Source organism: Streptomyces sp. NPDC037126, from assembly GCF_055605965.1.
In genome coordinates this window covers 53,713-70,779 of sequence record NZ_JBVJTD010000005.1, presented here as the reverse complement: position 1 = coordinate 70,779, position 17,067 = coordinate 53,713, and the positions used below count along the sequence as shown (strand labels likewise).

Annotated in this window: 15 protein-coding genes; 5 read left to right on the top strand and 10 right to left on the bottom strand. The window is 72.9% G+C overall.

The genetic code is table 11. From position 1 onward, the window contains the following. Positions 1-100: 100 nt before the first annotated feature. Positions 101-847: a LuxR C-terminal-related transcriptional regulator gene (locus tag ACZ7FF_RS14310; protein ID WP_470812340.1), complete on the bottom strand. Its 747-nt coding sequence runs from the start codon at positions 845-847 to the stop codon at positions 101-103. After that, positions 844-2,133, bottom strand: coding sequence for an ATP-binding protein (locus ACZ7FF_RS14305; protein WP_470812338.1), 1,290 nt, complete (start codon positions 2,131-2,133; stop codon positions 844-846). Before ACZ7FF_RS14305 ends, ACZ7FF_RS14310 begins: the two co-directional genes overlap by 4 nt. A 220-nt stretch (positions 2,134-2,353) precedes the next feature. On the opposite strand from ACZ7FF_RS14305, the gene ACZ7FF_RS14300 reads away from it, so the two are divergent. Together ACZ7FF_RS14300 and ACZ7FF_RS14295 are read left to right on the top strand one after the other, a co-directional pair. Beyond that, the gene (locus tag ACZ7FF_RS14300) at positions 2,354-3,871 is read left to right on the top strand and encodes a PspC domain-containing protein (protein WP_470812337.1); all 1,518 of its coding nucleotides are present in this window, start codon (positions 2,354-2,356) and stop codon (positions 3,869-3,871) included. Further along, a complete protein-coding gene (locus tag ACZ7FF_RS14295) occupies positions 3,858-4,067 on the top strand; it encodes a hypothetical protein (protein WP_470812335.1) in 210 nt (69 codons plus the stop codon). Before ACZ7FF_RS14300 ends, ACZ7FF_RS14295 begins: the two co-directional genes overlap by 14 nt. On the opposite strand, the gene ACZ7FF_RS14290 is transcribed toward ACZ7FF_RS14295, so the two are convergent. Together ACZ7FF_RS14290 and ACZ7FF_RS14285 are read right to left on the bottom strand one after the other, a co-directional pair. Then, complete coding sequence (locus ACZ7FF_RS14290; protein WP_470812334.1) at positions 4,064-4,594, bottom strand: DoxX family protein; 531 nt, start codon at positions 4,592-4,594, stop codon at positions 4,064-4,066. The two genes, ACZ7FF_RS14295 and ACZ7FF_RS14290, sit on opposite strands and share 4 nt — an antisense overlap. Positions 4,595-4,807: 213 nt before the next feature. Beyond that, entirely contained in the window at positions 4,808-6,088 is a 1,281-nt protein-coding gene (locus ACZ7FF_RS14285; RefSeq protein ID WP_470812333.1) for a hypothetical protein, read from the bottom strand. 190 nt (positions 6,089-6,278) lie between these two features. On the opposite strand from ACZ7FF_RS14285, the gene ACZ7FF_RS14280 reads away from it, so the two are divergent. Continuing rightward, on the top strand, positions 6,279-7,163 hold the full coding sequence (locus ACZ7FF_RS14280) for a DUF4429 domain-containing protein (RefSeq protein WP_470812331.1): 885 nt from the start codon (positions 6,279-6,281) through the stop codon (positions 7,161-7,163). Here ACZ7FF_RS14280 and ACZ7FF_RS14275 read toward each other — a convergent pair. Further along, positions 7,156-7,950: a class II aldolase/adducin family protein gene (locus tag ACZ7FF_RS14275; protein WP_470812330.1), complete on the bottom strand. Its 795-nt coding sequence runs from the start codon at positions 7,948-7,950 to the stop codon at positions 7,156-7,158. The two genes, ACZ7FF_RS14280 and ACZ7FF_RS14275, sit on opposite strands and share 8 nt — an antisense overlap. 140 nt (positions 7,951-8,090) lie before the next feature. Here ACZ7FF_RS14275 and ACZ7FF_RS14270 point away from each other — a divergent pair, with 140 nt between their 5' ends. Then, positions 8,091-8,558 (top strand): pyridoxamine 5'-phosphate oxidase family protein, encoded by a 468-nt coding sequence (locus ACZ7FF_RS14270; protein WP_470812328.1) that lies wholly within the window; start codon positions 8,091-8,093, stop codon positions 8,556-8,558. Between the two features lie 117 nt (positions 8,559-8,675). Here the strand turns inward: ACZ7FF_RS14270 and guaA are convergent, their stop codons facing one another. Beyond that, a complete protein-coding gene (gene guaA / locus ACZ7FF_RS14265) occupies positions 8,676-10,256 on the bottom strand; it encodes a glutamine-hydrolyzing GMP synthase (protein WP_470812326.1) in 1,581 nt (526 codons plus the stop codon). A gap of 287 nt (positions 10,257-10,543) precedes the next feature. Here guaA and ACZ7FF_RS14260 point away from each other — a divergent pair, with 287 nt between their 5' ends. Beyond that, positions 10,544-10,801: a chorismate mutase gene (locus ACZ7FF_RS14260; RefSeq protein WP_470812324.1), complete on the top strand. Its 258-nt coding sequence runs from the start codon at positions 10,544-10,546 to the stop codon at positions 10,799-10,801. 735 nt (positions 10,802-11,536) lie between these two features. Here the strand turns inward: ACZ7FF_RS14260 and ACZ7FF_RS14255 are convergent. The 4 genes from ACZ7FF_RS14255 to ACZ7FF_RS14240 form a co-directional block, all read right to left on the bottom strand. Then, positions 11,537-13,342: a GMC family oxidoreductase N-terminal domain-containing protein gene (locus ACZ7FF_RS14255; RefSeq protein ID WP_470812322.1), complete on the bottom strand. Its 1,806-nt coding sequence runs from the start codon at positions 13,340-13,342 to the stop codon at positions 11,537-11,539. Between the two features lie 28 nt (positions 13,343-13,370). Continuing rightward, entirely contained in the window at positions 13,371-14,984 is a 1,614-nt protein-coding gene (locus tag ACZ7FF_RS14250; protein ID WP_470812320.1) for a succinic semialdehyde dehydrogenase, read from the bottom strand. Positions 14,985-15,120: 136 nt separating this feature from the next. Further along, positions 15,121-16,089, bottom strand: coding sequence for a serine/threonine-protein kinase (locus ACZ7FF_RS14245; RefSeq protein WP_470812319.1), 969 nt, complete (start codon positions 16,087-16,089; stop codon positions 15,121-15,123). A 46-nt stretch (positions 16,090-16,135) separates the two neighbouring features. Then, positions 16,136-16,999 carry a hypothetical protein gene (locus tag ACZ7FF_RS14240; RefSeq protein ID WP_470812318.1) on the bottom strand — a complete coding sequence of 288 codons (864 nt, stop codon included), beginning with the start codon at positions 16,997-16,999 and terminating at the stop codon, positions 16,136-16,138. Positions 17,000-17,067: the final 68 nt, after the last annotated feature.

The following is a 17,067-nucleotide window of genomic DNA, read 5'->3' as shown; positions in this document are numbered from 1 at the left end:
GCAGCCGGTCCGGCCCCGCCCCCAGTCGGCAGTCGGCAGTCGGCAGTCGGCAGTCGGCAGTCGGCAGTCGGACCATCTGGCCCGGCCCCTCCCGAAAGGCTCAGACCAGCCGGCGCGCGGTGGCCCAGCGCGTCAGTTCGTGGCGGTTGGACAGCTGGAGCTTGCGCAGGACCGCCGAGACATGGGACTCGACCGTCTTCACCGAGATGAACAGCTGCTTGGCGATCTCCTTGTAGGCGTATCCCCGGGCGATCAGGCGCAGCACCTCGCGTTCGCGCTGGGTGAGGCGGTCCAGGTCCTCGTCCACGGGCGGGGCGTCGGTGGAGGCGAAGGCGTCCAGGACGAAGCCGGCCAGCCGCGGGGAGAAGACGGCGTCGCCCTCCTGGACGCGGAAGATCGAGTTGACCAGGTCGGTACCGGTGATGGTCTTGGTGACATAGCCGCGGGCGCCGCCGCGGATCACGCCGATCACGTCCTCCGCCGCGTCCGACACGGACAGCGCCAGGAACCGGACGGGCCGCTCGGCGTCCGCCATCAACGCCGCGCACCGGCGCAGCACTTCGACCCCGCCGCCGCCCGGCAGATGGACGTCCAGGAGGACCACCTCGGGCCGGGTCGCGGTGATCACCGTGACCGCCTGGTCGACGTCCGCGGCCTCGCCGACCACCTCGACGCCGGTCTCGGCGGTCTGGCCGATCTCCGCCTGCACGCCGGTGCGGAACATCCGGTGGTCGTCCACGAGCACCACCCGTACGTGCCGGCCGCCCGCGCCGCCGTCGGCGGGCAGGCCCGTTCCGGCCGCCGCCGGCGCTCCCGCCGTGCCGTTCCCCTCGGTCGCGTCGCTCATGCCGTCTTCTCCGCCCTCTCCATCTCCAGCTCGACCTCCGTGCCGCCGTCCGGCACCGCCCGCAGCCGGGCCGTGCCGCCGTGTCGTTCCATGCGGCCGATGATCGATTCTCTGACGCCCATGCGGTCGGCGGGTATCGAGTCGAGGTCGAAGCCCGGGCCGCGGTCGCGGACGGACACGAAGACCGTCCTGCCCTCGACTTCGGCGTAGACCTGTACTGCACCGCCCTCGCCACCGTACTTGGCGGCGTTCACCATCGCCTCGCGCGCGGCCTGCATCTGTGCCGCGGTTCTCTCGTCGAGCGTGCAGTCGCCGACTATGACGACCTCTATGGGCACACCGTGCTTGTCCTCGACCTCGGCGGCGTTGCGCCGGACCGCCTCGGCGACCGTGTCCGGTTCGTCGGCCTCGTCCTTGCCGGTGCCCTCCGGCTTGTACAGCCAGGTGCGCAGGTCGCGTTCCTGGGCGCGGGCGAGACGGCGGACCTCGTTCGCGTTGTCGGCGTTGCGCTGGATCAGGGTGAGGGTGTGCAGCACGGAGTCGTGGACGTGGGCGGCGACCTCGGCGCGCTCCTGCGCGCGGATGCGCATCAGGCGCTCCTCGGACAGGTCCTGGGTCATCCGGACCAGATAGGGACCGGCGAGCAGCGTGATGCCGACGAGGACGGCGAGCGCGGCCTGGAGGACGGCCCCGAGGTGGGCGGCCGAGCCCTGGAGGACGAAGACCGCCGAGACACCGGCCGTGACCAGCACGACGCCGCCGGCCGCCCGCAGCAGGGTGAGGGTGCGGCGGCGGCGTCCGACCTCGACCCAGCGGGCCCGTCGGGCGTTGTCCGCCTGGCGCCATACGAGGGCGACACCGGCCGCGACGAGCACGGCGGGCAGCAGATAGGCCTTGGCCGCGCTGGTCAGGTTGACGCTGCCCACGAAGACCATGGACACGATGACCATGAGGAGCAGCGCGACGATCTGGCCCCGGTCGGGCTTGCGCGCCACGAGTCTGCGGCGGCCGCCCGGCGCGGCCTCGGTGGCGACCAGCGGCGGCTTGTGGCCTCCGACGCCACCGACACCGAGCGGGACGAAGAACCAGAACGCCGCGTAGAGCAGCGCGCCGAGTCCGTTGGCCATGAACAGGCCGACGAAGGCGAGCCGGACCCAGATGACCGGCAGCCCGAGATGCCCGGCGAGGCCCCGCGCCACTCCGCCGAGCCAGCGTCCGTCGCTGCTGCGGTAGAGCTTGCGCGGCGGCCGCGGGTCGTCGAGGGGCAGGCTTGCGGCTTCCGGCATGGCATCGATGGTCACATGCCGGGAGGGGCAGGGCATCAGGGTCGGCCCCCGAGACGCCCCTGATCTTCCGCGTGGCCGGGTCGGGGGGCCGGCCGGCGCTCCGCTTCGTGCCGGTCTGTGCCGCTCGAACGGTTCCCCCGCCCGTCTCAGGGCCGATTTCAGGGTTCGCCCAGGGTCGTCCCGACTGCCGTCGCGGCGGCACGCCCGTCACCATGGACGCATGACGGATCACGAGCACGCCGCGACGGGTCCGGGACCCGGCCCCGGCCCGCGCCCGGACCCGGGCACCGGGCCGACGGATGCCGCGCCCGCCGCGACGGAGGAGACGGAAGCGGCCGGCGACGGCACCGGCTCCCGCGCCGGCAACCCAGGCGACCCCGGCAGCCCGGGCACAGGCCCCCACCCCGGCCGCCGCCCTGGCGACGACGAGCAGGAGCAGGGGCAGGACGAGCCGGAGGGCTCCGACCGGGTCCGTCGCGACCGCCGGCACAAGATGATCGCGGGCGTGTGCGCGGGGCTGGGGCGCCGGACCGACATGGACCCGGTGATCTTCCGGATCACCCTGGCCGTGCTGTCCGCGACCGGGGGCATCGGACTCATCTTCTACGGCTTCGTCTGGCTCCTGGTGCCGTACGACGACGAGGAGGAGAACGAGCTGCGCAAGCTGCTCACCGGCCGGGTCGACGGCCAGGCGCTGGCCGCCGTGCTGTTCGCCCTGGTCGGCTGCGGGATCTTTCTGACCATGCTGAGAAACGGCGGGGTGCTGGCCTTCGCGGCGGTGCTCTCGCTGCTGCTCGCGGGCGCCGGGTACTGGTCGCGGCGCCGGGGCGCCCCCGATCCCGACCCGCTGGCCGCGCAGGCCGCCGCCGACGCCCCGCCGGAGGCCCAGGCACCGCCGGTCGTCACCAGCTACCCCTCCTGGTGGCGGGACCCGATCGTCAAGGACGGCACCCATGTCGGCGGCACCGGCTATCTGTGGGGGCCCGGCGACGCCCACGCGCCGGACCTGTTCTCGGCCGTCGACGTCCGTATGGCCACCCCCTGGACCCACCATCCCGGGTCCGGATCCATACAGGCGCCGCGCCCCACGCCCCCGAGACCGCGCGGACCGCGCTGGATCGGCGGCTGGGTGTTCCTGCTGGCGCTGTGCGCGGGCGGCCTGGGCACCGGGCTGACCTGGGACACGCACCCGCTGGGCGCCAGCCTCCAGACCGGCCTCGCCTGTGCGCTGGCGGTGTTCGGCCTGGGCGTCATGGTCAGCTCGTTCCTTGGCCGGACGGGCGCGGGGACGGTGTTCCTGGCGATCGTCACGGCGGCACTGCTGGCCGGTGCGGTGGCCATGCCCCGGGACATCACGACCCACTGGAAGGACACCTCCTGGACGCCCTCCGCGACGGCGGACGTGCTGCCGAAGTACGACCTGGGCACGGGCCGGGGCACGCTCGACCTGACCCGGGTGCACCCGGCCAAGGGGCAGACGGTCACCACGGACGCCCATGTCGGCGCGGGCAGGCTGAAGGTGATCGTGCCGGCCGGTGCGACGCTGCGGATGAACATCGACGTGGGAGTGGGCGACATCCGGTTGCCCGGGCAGAACGGGAGGGACGTGGACGTGCAGCCGGGCAGGCACCGGGACGTGACGCTGGCGCCGGTCAAGGGCGCCGGGAACGCCGGGACCCTCGACATGAGGCTCGGGGTCGGAGTGGGAGAGGTGGAGGTCAGCCGTGCTGCGTCATGAGTTCCAGCCCGGGAGGCTGGTCGCCGGGCTGTTCCTCACGGCCACGGGTGCCGTGTTCGCCGGGGACGCGGCCGGTCTGTGGGAGACGCCGTGGTTCGCGGTCGTCCCGCTGGTGGTGGGCGGCCTGTGCCTGGCCGGCCTCACGGCCGCCGTCGCCCGGGGCATACGGGGGCGCGGCGGCGCCGAAAGAGGCTAGCGGTAACCGCCGGCCCGCTGCCGGCGGCGGGCCCGCCAGGCCGCGTCCAGGGAGAGATAGGGTGCGCCGGCGAGGATCAGGGGCAGCCAGGCGATCATGTAGATGAGGTCGTTGCCGTAGTAGTAGGGGGTCGTCGCCCAGCTCACCGTCAGCCAGAGGCTGAGCGAGATCAGGGCGCCGCCGAGGGCCGCCAGCCGGCCGAGGAGCCCTACCAGGGCGCCGATACCGACGGCCAGTTCCCCGAGGGCGATGCCGAAGCCGAAGCCGACCGGGCTCTTCAGGGCCATGTCGATCAGGGCCGGGACGGCCGCGGAGTCGCGGGCCGCGCGCATGGTGTCGCCGATCGAGCCGGCGCCGCCGGTCTTCAGGAAGGTGCTGTCCGTGATCTTGTTGAGACCGGCGTAGATGAAGGTCACTCCGAGGAAGATCCGGAGGGGTAGCAGGGAGTAGTGGGTGGCGGTGTCCCTCCAGTCGCGGTAACCGGCGAGCCGGGTGGTGTGCGTGTCCGTGCGAATGCCGTGAGTCATCGTTGCCAGCCGCCTTTCACCGCCGTGTCTGCCCTCTTTGGACGATACGTATGACAAGGGGGATGGGTTCAATCCCCAACCGGGGTTTTTTCCGGATTTCGCACCCTCGTGCGGGACATGCTGCGGGAGACGGCGGACGTTCGGCTTTCGGCCCGGGCCGTGGGGAGCTATCGGGATGGCGCGGCGATCGCGCGGCGGGCGGCCGGGAGTGGCTCACTCGGTGACCCGGAGTGTGTACCGGTTGGTCGGCACGCCGGCCGCGGTCACCACCTGGACCTCCACCGAGCCGGGCTCGACGTCGGCCGGTACGGGCACGGTCAGGACGGTGTCCGTGGGGTTGCGGAAGCCGCCGGCGACGGGGACGAGGGGGACGTGGACGTCGACCGCGCCGATGCGGACGACCATGCGGGAGAGCCGCTCGGCGGTGTGGGCTCCGGGCGGGACGAAGCCGGTGCCGCGGATCTCGATGTCGTCGCCGGTGCGGATCGGGCCGTCCAGGTCGCCGGGTTCGCGTGCCCGGACCACGGAGAGGATGGCGGGACGGCCGCCCTCGGCGTACTTGCCGGCCAGGTACGTGGCGGCCGAGATCAGTACGACGACGGCTGGTCCCCAGGGCAGGTCGGGCAGCTGGTCGGGGCGGCGGGCGAGCCGTACGGCGGCGAACAGCAGGGCGACGGCGCTGACGGCGAGGTACTGGATGTCGGCGAAGGACCCCCGGCCGGAGTCGTCGGTGAGCAGGTCGGCGGCGCGCGGCCGGTGCGCCGGCACCTTCTGGAGCCGCTGGGCGAGGATGCGCAGGCCCACCACCCGGCGGACCAGGACGGCGATGCCGCAGACCACGGCGAGGACGGTGACCACGCCCGCGCCGCGCGCGAGGCCGAGGCCCGAGATCAGCGCGTCGCGTTCGGCGTGGCCGGAGGCGGCGGCCAGGCGGGCGGCCAGCAGCAGGATCGCGTAGACCACGAACACCACCCAGCAGGCGGCGACGGTACGGGAGGTGGACATCCGGTGGTCCTCGCCGATCACGGGGGCGAGCGCCCCGCCGCGCGCCCGGTGGAACCAGCAGGCGGCGGTCAGCGCCCCGGCGACGGCGAGCGCGGTGAGCAGGGCGGCGGTGCGGGCGGTGGTCCAGCCGGCGCCGATCGCGGTGAGCGCCTCGGCGAGCAGCAGCGCGACGACCCCGCCCCACAGCACGCACACCGTCCGCAGCCACAGCCGGGCGAGCCACATCTCGCCCTCGGCGCGGCCGCGTTCGGCGACGGCCTCGGCCCGCTGGGTCAGTTCCTCGGAGACCCACTGACGGGACGCCGACGCCGAGTGCGCCACGGCCGCGGGCAGCCCCTGCCCGGCCGCGAACTCGTCGCGCCGGCGCAGGAACGCGGCCACGGCCCTCCGGTGCCCCTCGCGGGCGCCGTGCGGGCAGTCCCCGCAGCCGCAGCCGCTCTCGTGGTTCCCCTCGGCACCCGTGCCTCCTCGCGCCTCCTGCACCGCCACGCCCGACGCCCGCCTTCCCCACGACATCGCGGCACGGCCGCCGGCCCCTCGGTGAGCCGTCCCGCGGCCGTGCAACTCCCCTGTGTCGACAGCGAATTGTGCCGTACGGCAAGGGGCCGGGCGCGGTGGGGCGGGGGCGTGGCGGGTGAAGTACCGGCCGCCGTGTTGACCCGACTGCGAGAATGTGCCCATGGCCGAGATCATCCAGCGGGACGGGACCTGGGCCTTCGACGGCAGCACGATCCGGATCACCCCGGGGCTGCACCGCACCGTGCCGCTGTTCCGGCAGACGTACGGGGAGGTCTCCGTCCCGCTGGAGGCGGTCTCGGGCGTCGGCTACGAACCCGAGCGCAAGCGCGGCCGGCTGCGGCTGCGGCTGCGCGAGGGCGCCGACCCGTTGCTGCAGGCCACCGGCGGCCGGCTGCCGGAGGCCGCCGACCCCTACCGGCTGACGGTGGACACGGACCGCGGCGGGGTCGCGGAGTACGTCGCCGAGGAGATCCGGCACGCGCTGCTCCTCGACCAGGTCCCGAAGGAGCCCACGGGCGGCTATCTGCTGCCGGGTCCGCCGGTGCCGGTGTCGGTGCGGTCCTCGGACGGCACGGTCTCCTTCGACGGCGGACAGGTCCGCATCGACTGGGCCGACACCTCCGACCGGGTCAAGCGCGCGACCGGCCCGCGGATCGTCGCGCTCGGCGATCTGGTGCAGGTGGAGTGGCTGCCCAACTCCGGGTACGAGGACGGCTTCCTGCGGTTCGTGACCCGGGAGACGGCGTTCTCCAAGCTGCCGCCCGAGCGGGACCCCTACACCCTGGACCTGTGGGGCAGCGTCCGGCGCGACCTGCTGACCGCGCTCGTCGCGGCGGCCGTCACCGCCCGGCTGCCGCACCCCTCCACGCGCGGCGACGGGTACGGGGGCCGGGACGGGCAGCAGCACCTCGTACCGGCGGGATCCGACCGGCACGACGTACTGCTGCGGCGGCTCCGGGAGCTGGGTGAGCTGCACCGGGACGGGGTGCTCACGGACGAGGAGTTCGCGATCACCAAGGCGGCCGTGCTGAGGGGCTTCAGCTGAGCAGGTCGGGTTCGCTGCGGCTGATGTCCTGCCACAGCGGCTGGTAGTTGATCCAGGCGACCAGGTCGCCGCCGAGCTGCTCTCGGGTGGCGGTGGCCTGTTTGTGGTCGATGAGGACCGGCCGGCCGGCGGCCTTGGCCATGAGCTGCACCTGGCAGGAGCGCTCCATGGACAGGAACCACCAGGCCGCCGCGTCCACCGAGTCGCCGACGGTGAGCAGCCCGTGGTTGCGCAGCACGAGCGCCTTGCGGGAGCCGAGCGCGCCGGCGATCCGGCGGCCCTCCTCGGCGTCGACGGTGACGCCGCTGTAGGCGTCGTAGAGCGCCACGTCCTCGTAGAAGGCGCAGCTCTCCTGGGTGATGGGGTCGATCAGCTCGCCGAGCGCGGCGAGGGCGCGGCCGTGCACGGAGTGGCAGTGGGCGACGGCGACGACGTCCGGGCGGGCGGCGTGGACCTGGGCGTGCACGGTGAAGGCGGCCTGGTTGACGTGGTAGCGGCCCTCGACGACCTGCCCGTCCTGGTTGGCGAGGACCAGGTCGCTCACGGTGACGTGCCTGAAGGGCATCCCGAACGGGTTGACCCAGAAGCAGTCGGTGAACTCCGGGTCGCGGGCGGTTATGTGCCCGGAGACGCCGTCCTCGAACCCGCTTCGCCCGAAGATCCGCAGGGCTCCGGCGAGCCGTTCCTTGCGGTGCCGGCGCTCGTCCTCGACCGAGTCGTGCATCGGCGGCATGGCGAACTGCAGCTGGTCGGTGGGCAGCGGCAGCGGCGGGGTGGGCCCGTGCATCGGTCCTCCAGCGCTGGTAGTGCGGTACGGCCCGGAAGTTACCGTCGGTCAGCCCAAAAGGGCAGAGCTGTTCTGTAAAGATGGCGCGCAGGCCCCAAAGGCGACAGAAGATGTCGGGTTTGGGCGGAACACTGGCCGGCATGAACTGGGAAGCCTTCACCGAAGCCGAGCCCGGCCTCGCCCGGACCGTCGAGGAGCGCTTCGGCGCCTTCCGCCACCACGTCCTCGTCACGCTCCGCCGGGACGGCTCGCCCCGCACCTCGGGTCTGGAGGTGGACTTCCGGGGCGGCGAGCTGTGGCTCGGCATGATGGCGGACTCGCTGAAGGCCCGCGACCTGCTGCGCGATCCGCGCTTCGCGCTCCAGGCGAACCCCGGCGAGGGCACCGGCATGGCCGGCGGGGACGTGCGGATCGGCGGGCGGGCGTACGAGGTCGGGGCGGGCGGGACCAAGGACGCGTACGTGAAAGAGGTGGAACCGCCGCAGCCGTTCCACCTCTTCCGCACCGAGCTGACGGAGGTCGTGCGGACCTTCGTCGAGGACGACACCTGGCTCGTCGTCCAGGTCTGGCGGCCCGGGGAGCCGGTGCGCACGCTCCGCCGGGCCTAGGGCCTGTCTGACCATGCGCGTCGTCGCCCGAAGGGCGGCCGCGCGGCGTCAGGTGCGTGCTCTCGGCGTGCGTGGCGTCGCGCGGCAGACGGGAATCGTCAGACAGGCCCTAGGGGATCACTCCCACTCGATGGTGCCCGGCGGCTTCGAGGTCACGTCGAGCACTACCCGGTTGACGTCCCGGACCTCGTTGGTGATCCGGGTCGAGATGCGGGCGAGGACGTCGTAGGGCAGCCGGGACCAGTCGGCGGTCATGGCGTCCTCGGAGGACACCGGGCGCAGCACGATGGGGTGGCCGTAGGTGCGGCCGTCGCCCTGGACGCCCACGCTGCGCACGTCGGCGAGCAGGACCACCGGGCACTGCCAGATGTCGCGGTCGAGGCCGGCCGCGGTCAGCTCCTCGCGGGCGATGGCGTCGGCGTCGCGCAGCAGGTCCAGGCGCTCCTTGGTGACCTCGCCGACGATGCGGATGCCGAGGCCCGGGCCCGGGAACGGCTGGCGCTGGACGATCTCCTCCGGCAGGCCCAGCTCCTGGCCGACCATGCGGACCTCGTCCTTGAAGAGCTTGCGCAGCGGCTCGATCAGCTTGAACTCGAGGTCCTCGGGCAGGCCGCCGACGTTGTGGTGCGACTTGATGTTCGCGGTGCCGGTGCCGCCGCCGGACTCGACCACGTCCGGGTACAGGGTGCCCTGGACCAGGAACTCCACGGCCGGGCCCTCGTCGGCGATGATCTCGGCCTGCGCCTGCTCGAAGACGCGGATGAACTCACGGCCGATGATCTTGCGCTTCTCCTCGGGGTCGCTGACCCCGGCGAGCGCGTCGAGGAAGCGTTTCTCGGCGTCGACGACCTTCAGCTGCACGCCGGTGGCCGCGACGAAGTCCTTCTCGACCTGCTCGGTCTCGCCCTTGCGCATCAGTCCGTGGTCGACGTACACGCAGGTCAGCTGGGAGCCGATGGCCTTCTGCACCAGGGCGGCGGCCACGGCGGAGTCGACGCCGCCGGACAGGCCGCAGATCGCGCGGCGGTCGCCGACCAGCTCGCGGATGGCCTCGACCTGCTCCTCGATCACGTTGCCCGTGGTCCAGGTCGGCTGCAGGCCCGCGCCGCGGTACAGGAAGTGCTCCAGCACCTGCTGGCCGTGCGTGGAGTGCATGACCTCGGGGTGGTACTGGACGCCGTAGAGCTTCTTGTCGTCGTTCTCGAACGCGGCGACCGGGACGACGTCCGTGGACGCGGTGACCGTGAAGCCCTCCGGGGCGGCGGAGCAGGCGTCGCCGTGCGACATCCACACGTGCTGCTCGTCCGGGGTGCCCTCGAAGAGGGTGGAGGACGGCCGGGAGACGTGCAGGTCGGTGCGGCCGTACTCACGGGCGCCGGAGTTGTCGACGGTGCCGCCGAGGACCTGCGCCATCAGCTGGAAGCCGTAGCACATGCCGAAGACGGGGACGCCGGCCTCGAAGATCGCGCGGTCGAGCCGGGGCGCGCCCTCCTCGTACACCGACGAGGGGCCGCCGGACAGGATGATCGCCGCGGGGTTCTTGGCGAGCATGTCCTGGACCGGCATGGTGCTCGGCACGATCTCGCTGTAGACCCGCGCCTCGCGGACGCGACGGGCGATGAGCTGGGCGTACTGCGCACCGAAGTCGACGACCAGGACGGTGTCGGACGTGGCGGCAGTGGGAGTCGCTGATGACACGGGGTGCCTTCTGGTGGTCGGGCGGGGGTCTGTGCTACCGAGTCTAACGGTGCGGGCGGAAGGGGCCTCCTCGAACTTCACCGTGGCATACTGGCCCCATGCTCCAGCACTCGACGTTCGTCTTTACCTATGGCACCCGGCCCGCCGGCTGCCATGGTCGTGCTGCTTGAGCTGAAACGCCGAGCGACTTCCCAGGCGCCCCGGGCCGACAAGGCCCGGGGCGCCTGTCGTTGTTCCGGGTCCTGCCGTTCGGGGGCATCCACCCTTCCCGACCGAGGAGCCCCGACATGACCACCACGACCCCGGAAGCGACCATCGCCGAGGCCCGGGAGCGCATCGACGCGCTCGACGACCGGATCATCGGCCTGATCCAGGAGCGGATGGCGGTCTCCGCCGTGGTCCAGCAGACCCGTATCGCCTCCGGCGGCCGGCGGGTCAGCCTGTCCCGCGAGATGGAGATCCTCGGCCACTACCGCGATGCGCTCGGCAAGCCCGGCACCGCGCTCGCCATGACGCTGCTCGAGCTGTGCCGGGGTCGCATCTGAGTTCGGTCCCGCTCTCACCCGTACGGCGCGTGACCGGCCCGCGCACCGCTTCGTTGAGCGGGGTGTCCGTGCCAGCCAGGGGCGGGCCCGACAGAACCACGCGTGGCTCGCTGGAGCGATGAGGCGTACGGGTCGTGCCGTACGCCGTGGGACCTCGTTCCAGGAAGTGACCGGACGGCAGGGGACAGCAGCCCGGTCACCCAAGAGAACGGTCGGCTCCGGGGACGCCCGGGGCCGACCGGCGGAAAACTGCAAATATGCACCAGTGCCGGGTCGAACGGTTGCGGATGCCTTGCCCATCCAGCACGATGCGAAGAAGCCCCCAAGTCCCCGCGCAGACACCGGCATTGTCGTACCGCCCGTCCGTCACAGGTGGAGACCACCCGAACCAGCGGCGCACCCCCCGGCGCCGCGCCCCCGGCACCGGCGCTGCCCTGACGTCGGTGCTGACGAAAGGAAGGGCCCCGCGGCCTCACTCCCGCGGGGCCCTTCGCCATGCCCGCACCCGGACGCGCGGCGGCGCACCGGCGGCCTGTTCATGTGACGCACTTCACTGAGATTCCGGCGAGATCCGGGCAACCCTTGGACCTTTTCGCTGATCAAACCTGCGAATCAAGAGAACGGTAAAGAGGGACCTGCCTTCGGAGGGGGATGCAGGTCCCTCTTGGCCAGGCCCCGTTCACCGGGCCCCCTTCACCGAACTCTCTCCGCCGTTGCGGGCCGGACGGGCTCGGCTCACTTCTTCGGCGGGACCGCCGGTATCCCCAGGAGCGGCAGCCGCAGCGCGCCGAACGCCTTCTCCGGGACCGCCGGGGCCTGCGGCTCCACCGGCTTCAGCCGCTCGTACGCCGCGCCCGGCGCCGGCCGCGGATCCTCCTCGCCCTTGTTCGGCCAGAAGGACATCGCCCGCTCGGCCTGCGCGGTGATCGTCAGCGACGGGTTGACGCCCAGGTTCGCCGAGACCGCGGCGCCGTCCACGACCGAGATGCCCGGGTGGCCGTACAGCCGGTGGTACGGGTCGATCACACCCGTCTCCGCGGAGTCGCCGATGGGGCAGCCGCCGAGGAAGTGCGCGGTGAGCGGGGTGCCCATCAGCTCGCCGACGTTGCTGCCCGGGAAACCGTTGATCTCCGTGGCGAGCGCCGAGGCGGCGTCCGTGGCGGCCTTGATCTGCTTGGGGTTCGGCGAGCCGTGCCCCTGCCGGGCGGTGAGCAGGCCCTTGCCGACGCCGTCCGGCTTCAGGTACGTCGTCAGCGAGTTGTCCAGGGACTGCATGACCAGGCCGATGATCGTCCGCTCCGACCAGCGCCGGTTGGAGAGGGAGCGCAGCACGAGCACAGGGTGCCTGGCCGCGTTCGCCAGCCAGGCCAGCGCCCGGGAGGAGCCCTCGGCGTACGGCACCTGAAGGATCGACATGCCGCCCATCGCGTTGGAGCCCTTGCCGTAGCGGACCGGCTCGATGTGCGTGTTCTCGTCCGGGTGGATCGAGGAGGTGATCGCGACGCCCCGCGTGAAGTCGGCCTTCGGCGTGCCGTGCGCCTTGCGGTAGCGGCGGTCGTCGGTCTGCGCGCCGACCACCGCCTCGGAGTTGGTCCGGGTCAGGTCGCCCAGCCGGCCGGACAGGTACGGCAGCTGACCACCGGCCTTCATGCGGTGCAGCAGGGTCTGCGTGCCGTAGGTGCCGGCCGCGAGGACGACCCTGCGCGCGGTGAAGAGCCGGCCCGTGCCCTTCTTCTTCCGGTCCGTCGGCAGGGTCGCCACCGCGTACCCGCCGCGGGAGTCGTCCGTGACGGACACCACCGTGGTCATGGGGTGCACGACCGCGCCCGCCCGCTCGGCGAGGTGGAGGTAGTTCTCGTTGAGGGTGTTCTTCGCGCCGTGCCGGCAGCCGGTCATGCACTCGCCGCACTCGGTGCAGGCGTTGCGCTCCGGTCCGGCCCCGCCGAAGTACGGGTCCGCCACCGGCGCCCCCGGCTTCGCCGTGGCCGCTCCGTCCGCGTCCTTGCCGTCGCCGAAGAAGACGCCCACGGGGGCGAGGTGGAAGGTGTCAGCGACGCCCATCCGCTCCGCCGCCGCCTTCAGATGCACGTCGGACGGCGTCATCGTCGGATTGAGCCGCACGCCGAGCATGCGCTGGGCCTGGTCGTAGTACGGCTTCAGCTCCTCCTGCCAGTCGGTGATCCCCCGCCACTGCGGGTCGTCGAAGAACGCCTTCGGCGGCACGTAGAGGGTGTTGGCGTAGTTGAGCGAGCCGCCGCCCACGCCGGCGCCCGCGAGGACCATGACGTTGCCCAGCAGATGGATGCGCTGGATGCCGTACATGCCGAGCTTCGGGGCCCAGAGGTAGTTCTTCAGGTCCCAGGAGTTCTTCGGCAGGGCGTCGCGGGTGAAGCGGCGGCCGGCCTCGAGCACGCCGACCCGGTATCCCTTCTCGGTCAGGCGCAGGGCCGTCACCGAGCCGCCGAACCCCGAACCGACGACGATGACGTCGTAGTCGTACCCGTCCTCGTCCCGGGCCTGGACAGACTTCTCCTGCGACACGTGCTCTCCTCGTTGAGAACGGGTGTTACTAGCGGAACCGGAATGCCTTCATCAGGCGGAGACTGCGGCTCATGAACTGGGCGTACTTCTCGTCGGTCATGCCCAGCGAGGGCGCCATCGGCAGCAGGCGCTGCTGGGCGACCGTCTGGGCCTCCGTGTACTTGAGGATGCCCTCCGAGCCGTGGCGGCGGCCGAGACCGGAGTCCTTCATGCCGCCCATCGGGGACTGGACGCTGCCGTAGGCGGGCGCGTAGCCCTCGTTGACGTTGACCGTGCCGGTGCGCAGACGGGCGGCGACGTCGCGGCCGCGGCGGGCGTTCTGCGTCCAGACGGAGGAGTTGAGGCCGTACGGCGTGGCGTTGGCGCGCTCGACGGCCTCATCGTCCGTCCTGAAGCGGTAGACCGACACGACCGGGCCGAAGGTCTCCTCCTCGCACACCGCCATGGAGTCCTCGACGCCGTCGAGGACGGTGGGCTCGAAGAAGTAGGGGCCGATGTCGGGGCGGGCCCTGCCGCCCGCGACCACCTTCGCACCCTTGGCGACGGCCTCCTCCACATGCCGTTCGACGGTCTTCAGCTGGCGCTCGCCGACCAGCGAGCCCATCTCGGCACCGTAGGCGAGGGAGTTGCCGAGCCGCATGGCCCGGGTGCGGGCGGCGAAGCGCTCCAGGAAGGCGTCGGCCACGTCCTCGTGCACGAACAGGCGCTCGATGGAGATGCAGAGCTGGCCCGCGGAGGAGAAGCAGGCGCGCACGGCGCCCGCGGCGGCCTTCTCGATGTCGGCGTCGTCCAGCACCAGCATGGCGTTCTTGCCGCCGAGTTCGAGGGAGACGCCGACCAGGCGGGCGGCGGCGCCCTGGGCGACCTCGCGGCCGGTGCGGGTGGAGCCGGTGAAGGAGACGTAGTCGGCGTGCCTGACCACCTCGGGGCCGACGACGGGGCCGTCGCCCAGGACCACCTGGAAGACGCCCTCGGGCAGCCCGGACTCGATGAGCAGGTCCCGGGCCCACAGCGCGGTGAGGCAGGTCTCGGTGTCCGGCTTCATCACGACGGCGTTGCCCGCGACGAAGGCGGGCAGCGCGTCGCCGACGGACAGTTCAAGGGGGTAGTTCCAGGGCGCGATCTGGCCCACGACCCCGCGCGGGTGCCGGAGTTCGGTGACCTTGGTCAGGGTGGGCATGGCGCCCGCGTGCCGCTTCGGCCTGAGGTAGGCGGCGGCCCGGCGGCCGTAGTGGCGGGCCGCGACGGCGACGGCCTGCACCTCCTCGTGCGCGTGCAGCCGGGCCTTGCCGGTCTCCAGCTGGACGAGGTCCAGGACCTCGGCCTGCCGTTCCAGGAGCAGGTCGTGGAAGCGGAGCAGGACGGCCGCCCGCTGACGCACCGGGATCCTCGCCCACACCGCCTGGGCGGCACGGGCCGCCTCGAACGCCCTGAGGACGTCCTCCGGGGTGGACTCGGGCAGGTCGGCCAGCTTCTCGCCGGTGAACGGGGTGTGGTTGGCCGTACGGCCGGAGCCGACGACACCCTTGGTGAGCTGGGCCACCAGTTCCGGGGTGACCACGTCGGCGGCGGTGCGCGCGCCCTCGGGGGCGGGCGCGAGGGGGTTGGTACCGGCGATGTCCGGGGCCTGCGTGTCCGTCATGACGCGCAGGGTATGCCGCGGCGGAGCCTTTGTGTACCCGTCGGTAACGGGGATTCACCGAGTGCTCACACACTGCCAGTGATCACTGGCAGCGAATGTGCTGATCAGGGCGTTGGCACCCCGGGAAGGCGGACGATCACTCCGCTCCGGCTTTTCTCGCGAGGAGCAGCCCGAGGGCGGTGCGCGGCGTGCGGCGACGCGGCTCGGGAACGGCCGGGTCAGAAACCGGCGGGCCATCGGGACCGGCCGGGCCGGGACTCGGCGGGGCACCGGGAACCGCCTGACCGGGAGTCGGCGGGGCCGTGGCGGTGGTGGCCTCCGTGAGTGGCGGCCCGGCCGCCGGCTCCGGCTCGTCCGGTACGCCGGGGAGCCCGAGGTACGCGCGCAGGGCCGCCGCGACCTGCGCGGCGCCGGGCCGGGCCGCCGGTTCCTCGTCGTGCAGCCGGTCCAGGAGCGGGCCCAGCGGGCCGGGGTCCGCGTCCCCGAGGGCGGCGCGGAGCAGGGCGCCCAGGGACCACAGGTCGGAGGCCGGCCCCGCGCCGGGCCCCGCCGCCCGCTCGGGCGCGACGAACCCGGCGGGCGGCTCCCCCGTCCGCCCGTCGCCGATGCCGAAGTCGGTGAGGACGACCCGGCCGGTGTCCGGTTCCAGCAGGACGTTGGCCGGTTTCAGATCCCGGTGCACGATGCCCACGGCGTGGGCCGCCCGCAGGGCGCCGAGGACGGCGAGCCCGATGCGGGCGGCCTCCGCGGGCGGGAGGGGCCCCCGGCGCAGGGCCTCGTGCAGGGACTCGCCCGCCACCAGCTCCATGACGATCCAGGGGACCCCGGCCTCGGTGACGACGTCGTACACGGTGACGGCGGAGGGGTGCCGCACCCGGGTGGCGGCCCGGGCCTCCCGGTAGAGCCGGTGGGCGAGCCGCCGGCTCTCCTCGTCCTGTGCCGGATCGCCCGGCAGCAGCGGCTCCTTGACGGCGACCTGTCCCCGGCCCTGTTCGTCCAGGGCGCGCCAGACGGTCCCGGCGGGGCCCGCCCCGAGGCGCCCGGCCAGCCGGTAGCGGCCGCCGATCAGACGTGCGTCGGGCGGGTGTTCGCCGTCTTCAGTCATGTCACATGAGTACCGTGCGCACCACGCCGTTGTCGAAGGGGGGCCCTCACGCGACCCAACGGTGCAGCGTGAAACCGCCATCCCCCTCGCGCACCTCCACGGCGCCGGCGCCCGAGAAGTGGGCGACGGCGCCGGTGCGGTAGTAGAAGATCTGCAGTTCGCGCGGCCGCGGGTGCTCGCTGTCGTCGGTGACGTAGTCGACGGTGTTCCGCGCGGTCTGCCTGCCGTGGTACGTGGCCGTGTCGTCCGGGTGCGTCCGCGCGCCCTTGGGCATGTCGAGGGTGTATTCGCCCTCGCCGCGGAACTGCTCGTCGTCCGCGTACATCTGCGAGCGCGCGCTGTTCTTGATCTCGTGCAGGGAGTCCTGCGACCTGCGGGCCAGGTCCAGCGTGACCCAGACCCCGCCGCTGAAGTCGGAGTACGTCACCCAGTTCTTGTCGGTGTCGTCCTTGCCGGGGCGGCTCACCTGGTAGCCGGCGGGAACGGCGAGCGTGGCGCCGAGCCTTGCCTCCGGGCGCCTGGCCCAGCCGTCGGGCATGGGGCCCGCGAAGGGATCGGCCAGGACGAGGTACGCCGTCACCGCGGCCGCCACCAGTGCCGCGCCCACGCCCAGCCAGACCAGGAGGCCGGGACGGCGGGAACGGCGCGCGGCCTCGGGGGCGCTCACCCGGACGGGCTCGGTGGGCACCGGGGGCGCCGGCGGCCGGGCCGCCTCCGTGAGCAGCGCGCGCACCCGGTCCGCCGTCGGCCGGTGCGCCCGGTCCTTCTGGAGCAGCCCGCCCACGGCCTCGGCCAGCGGGCCGGAGACGGCGGGCGGTGCCGGGGCGGCGTTGAGGACGGACTGGAGGGTGGCCGGGGTGTTGCTGCGCCGGAACGGCGAGACGCCCTCGGTGGCCGTGTAGAGGAGCACGCCCAGGGACCACAGGTCGCTCGCCGGTCCGGGCCGCTGCCCTCATGCATCATCCATATCGCGCCACG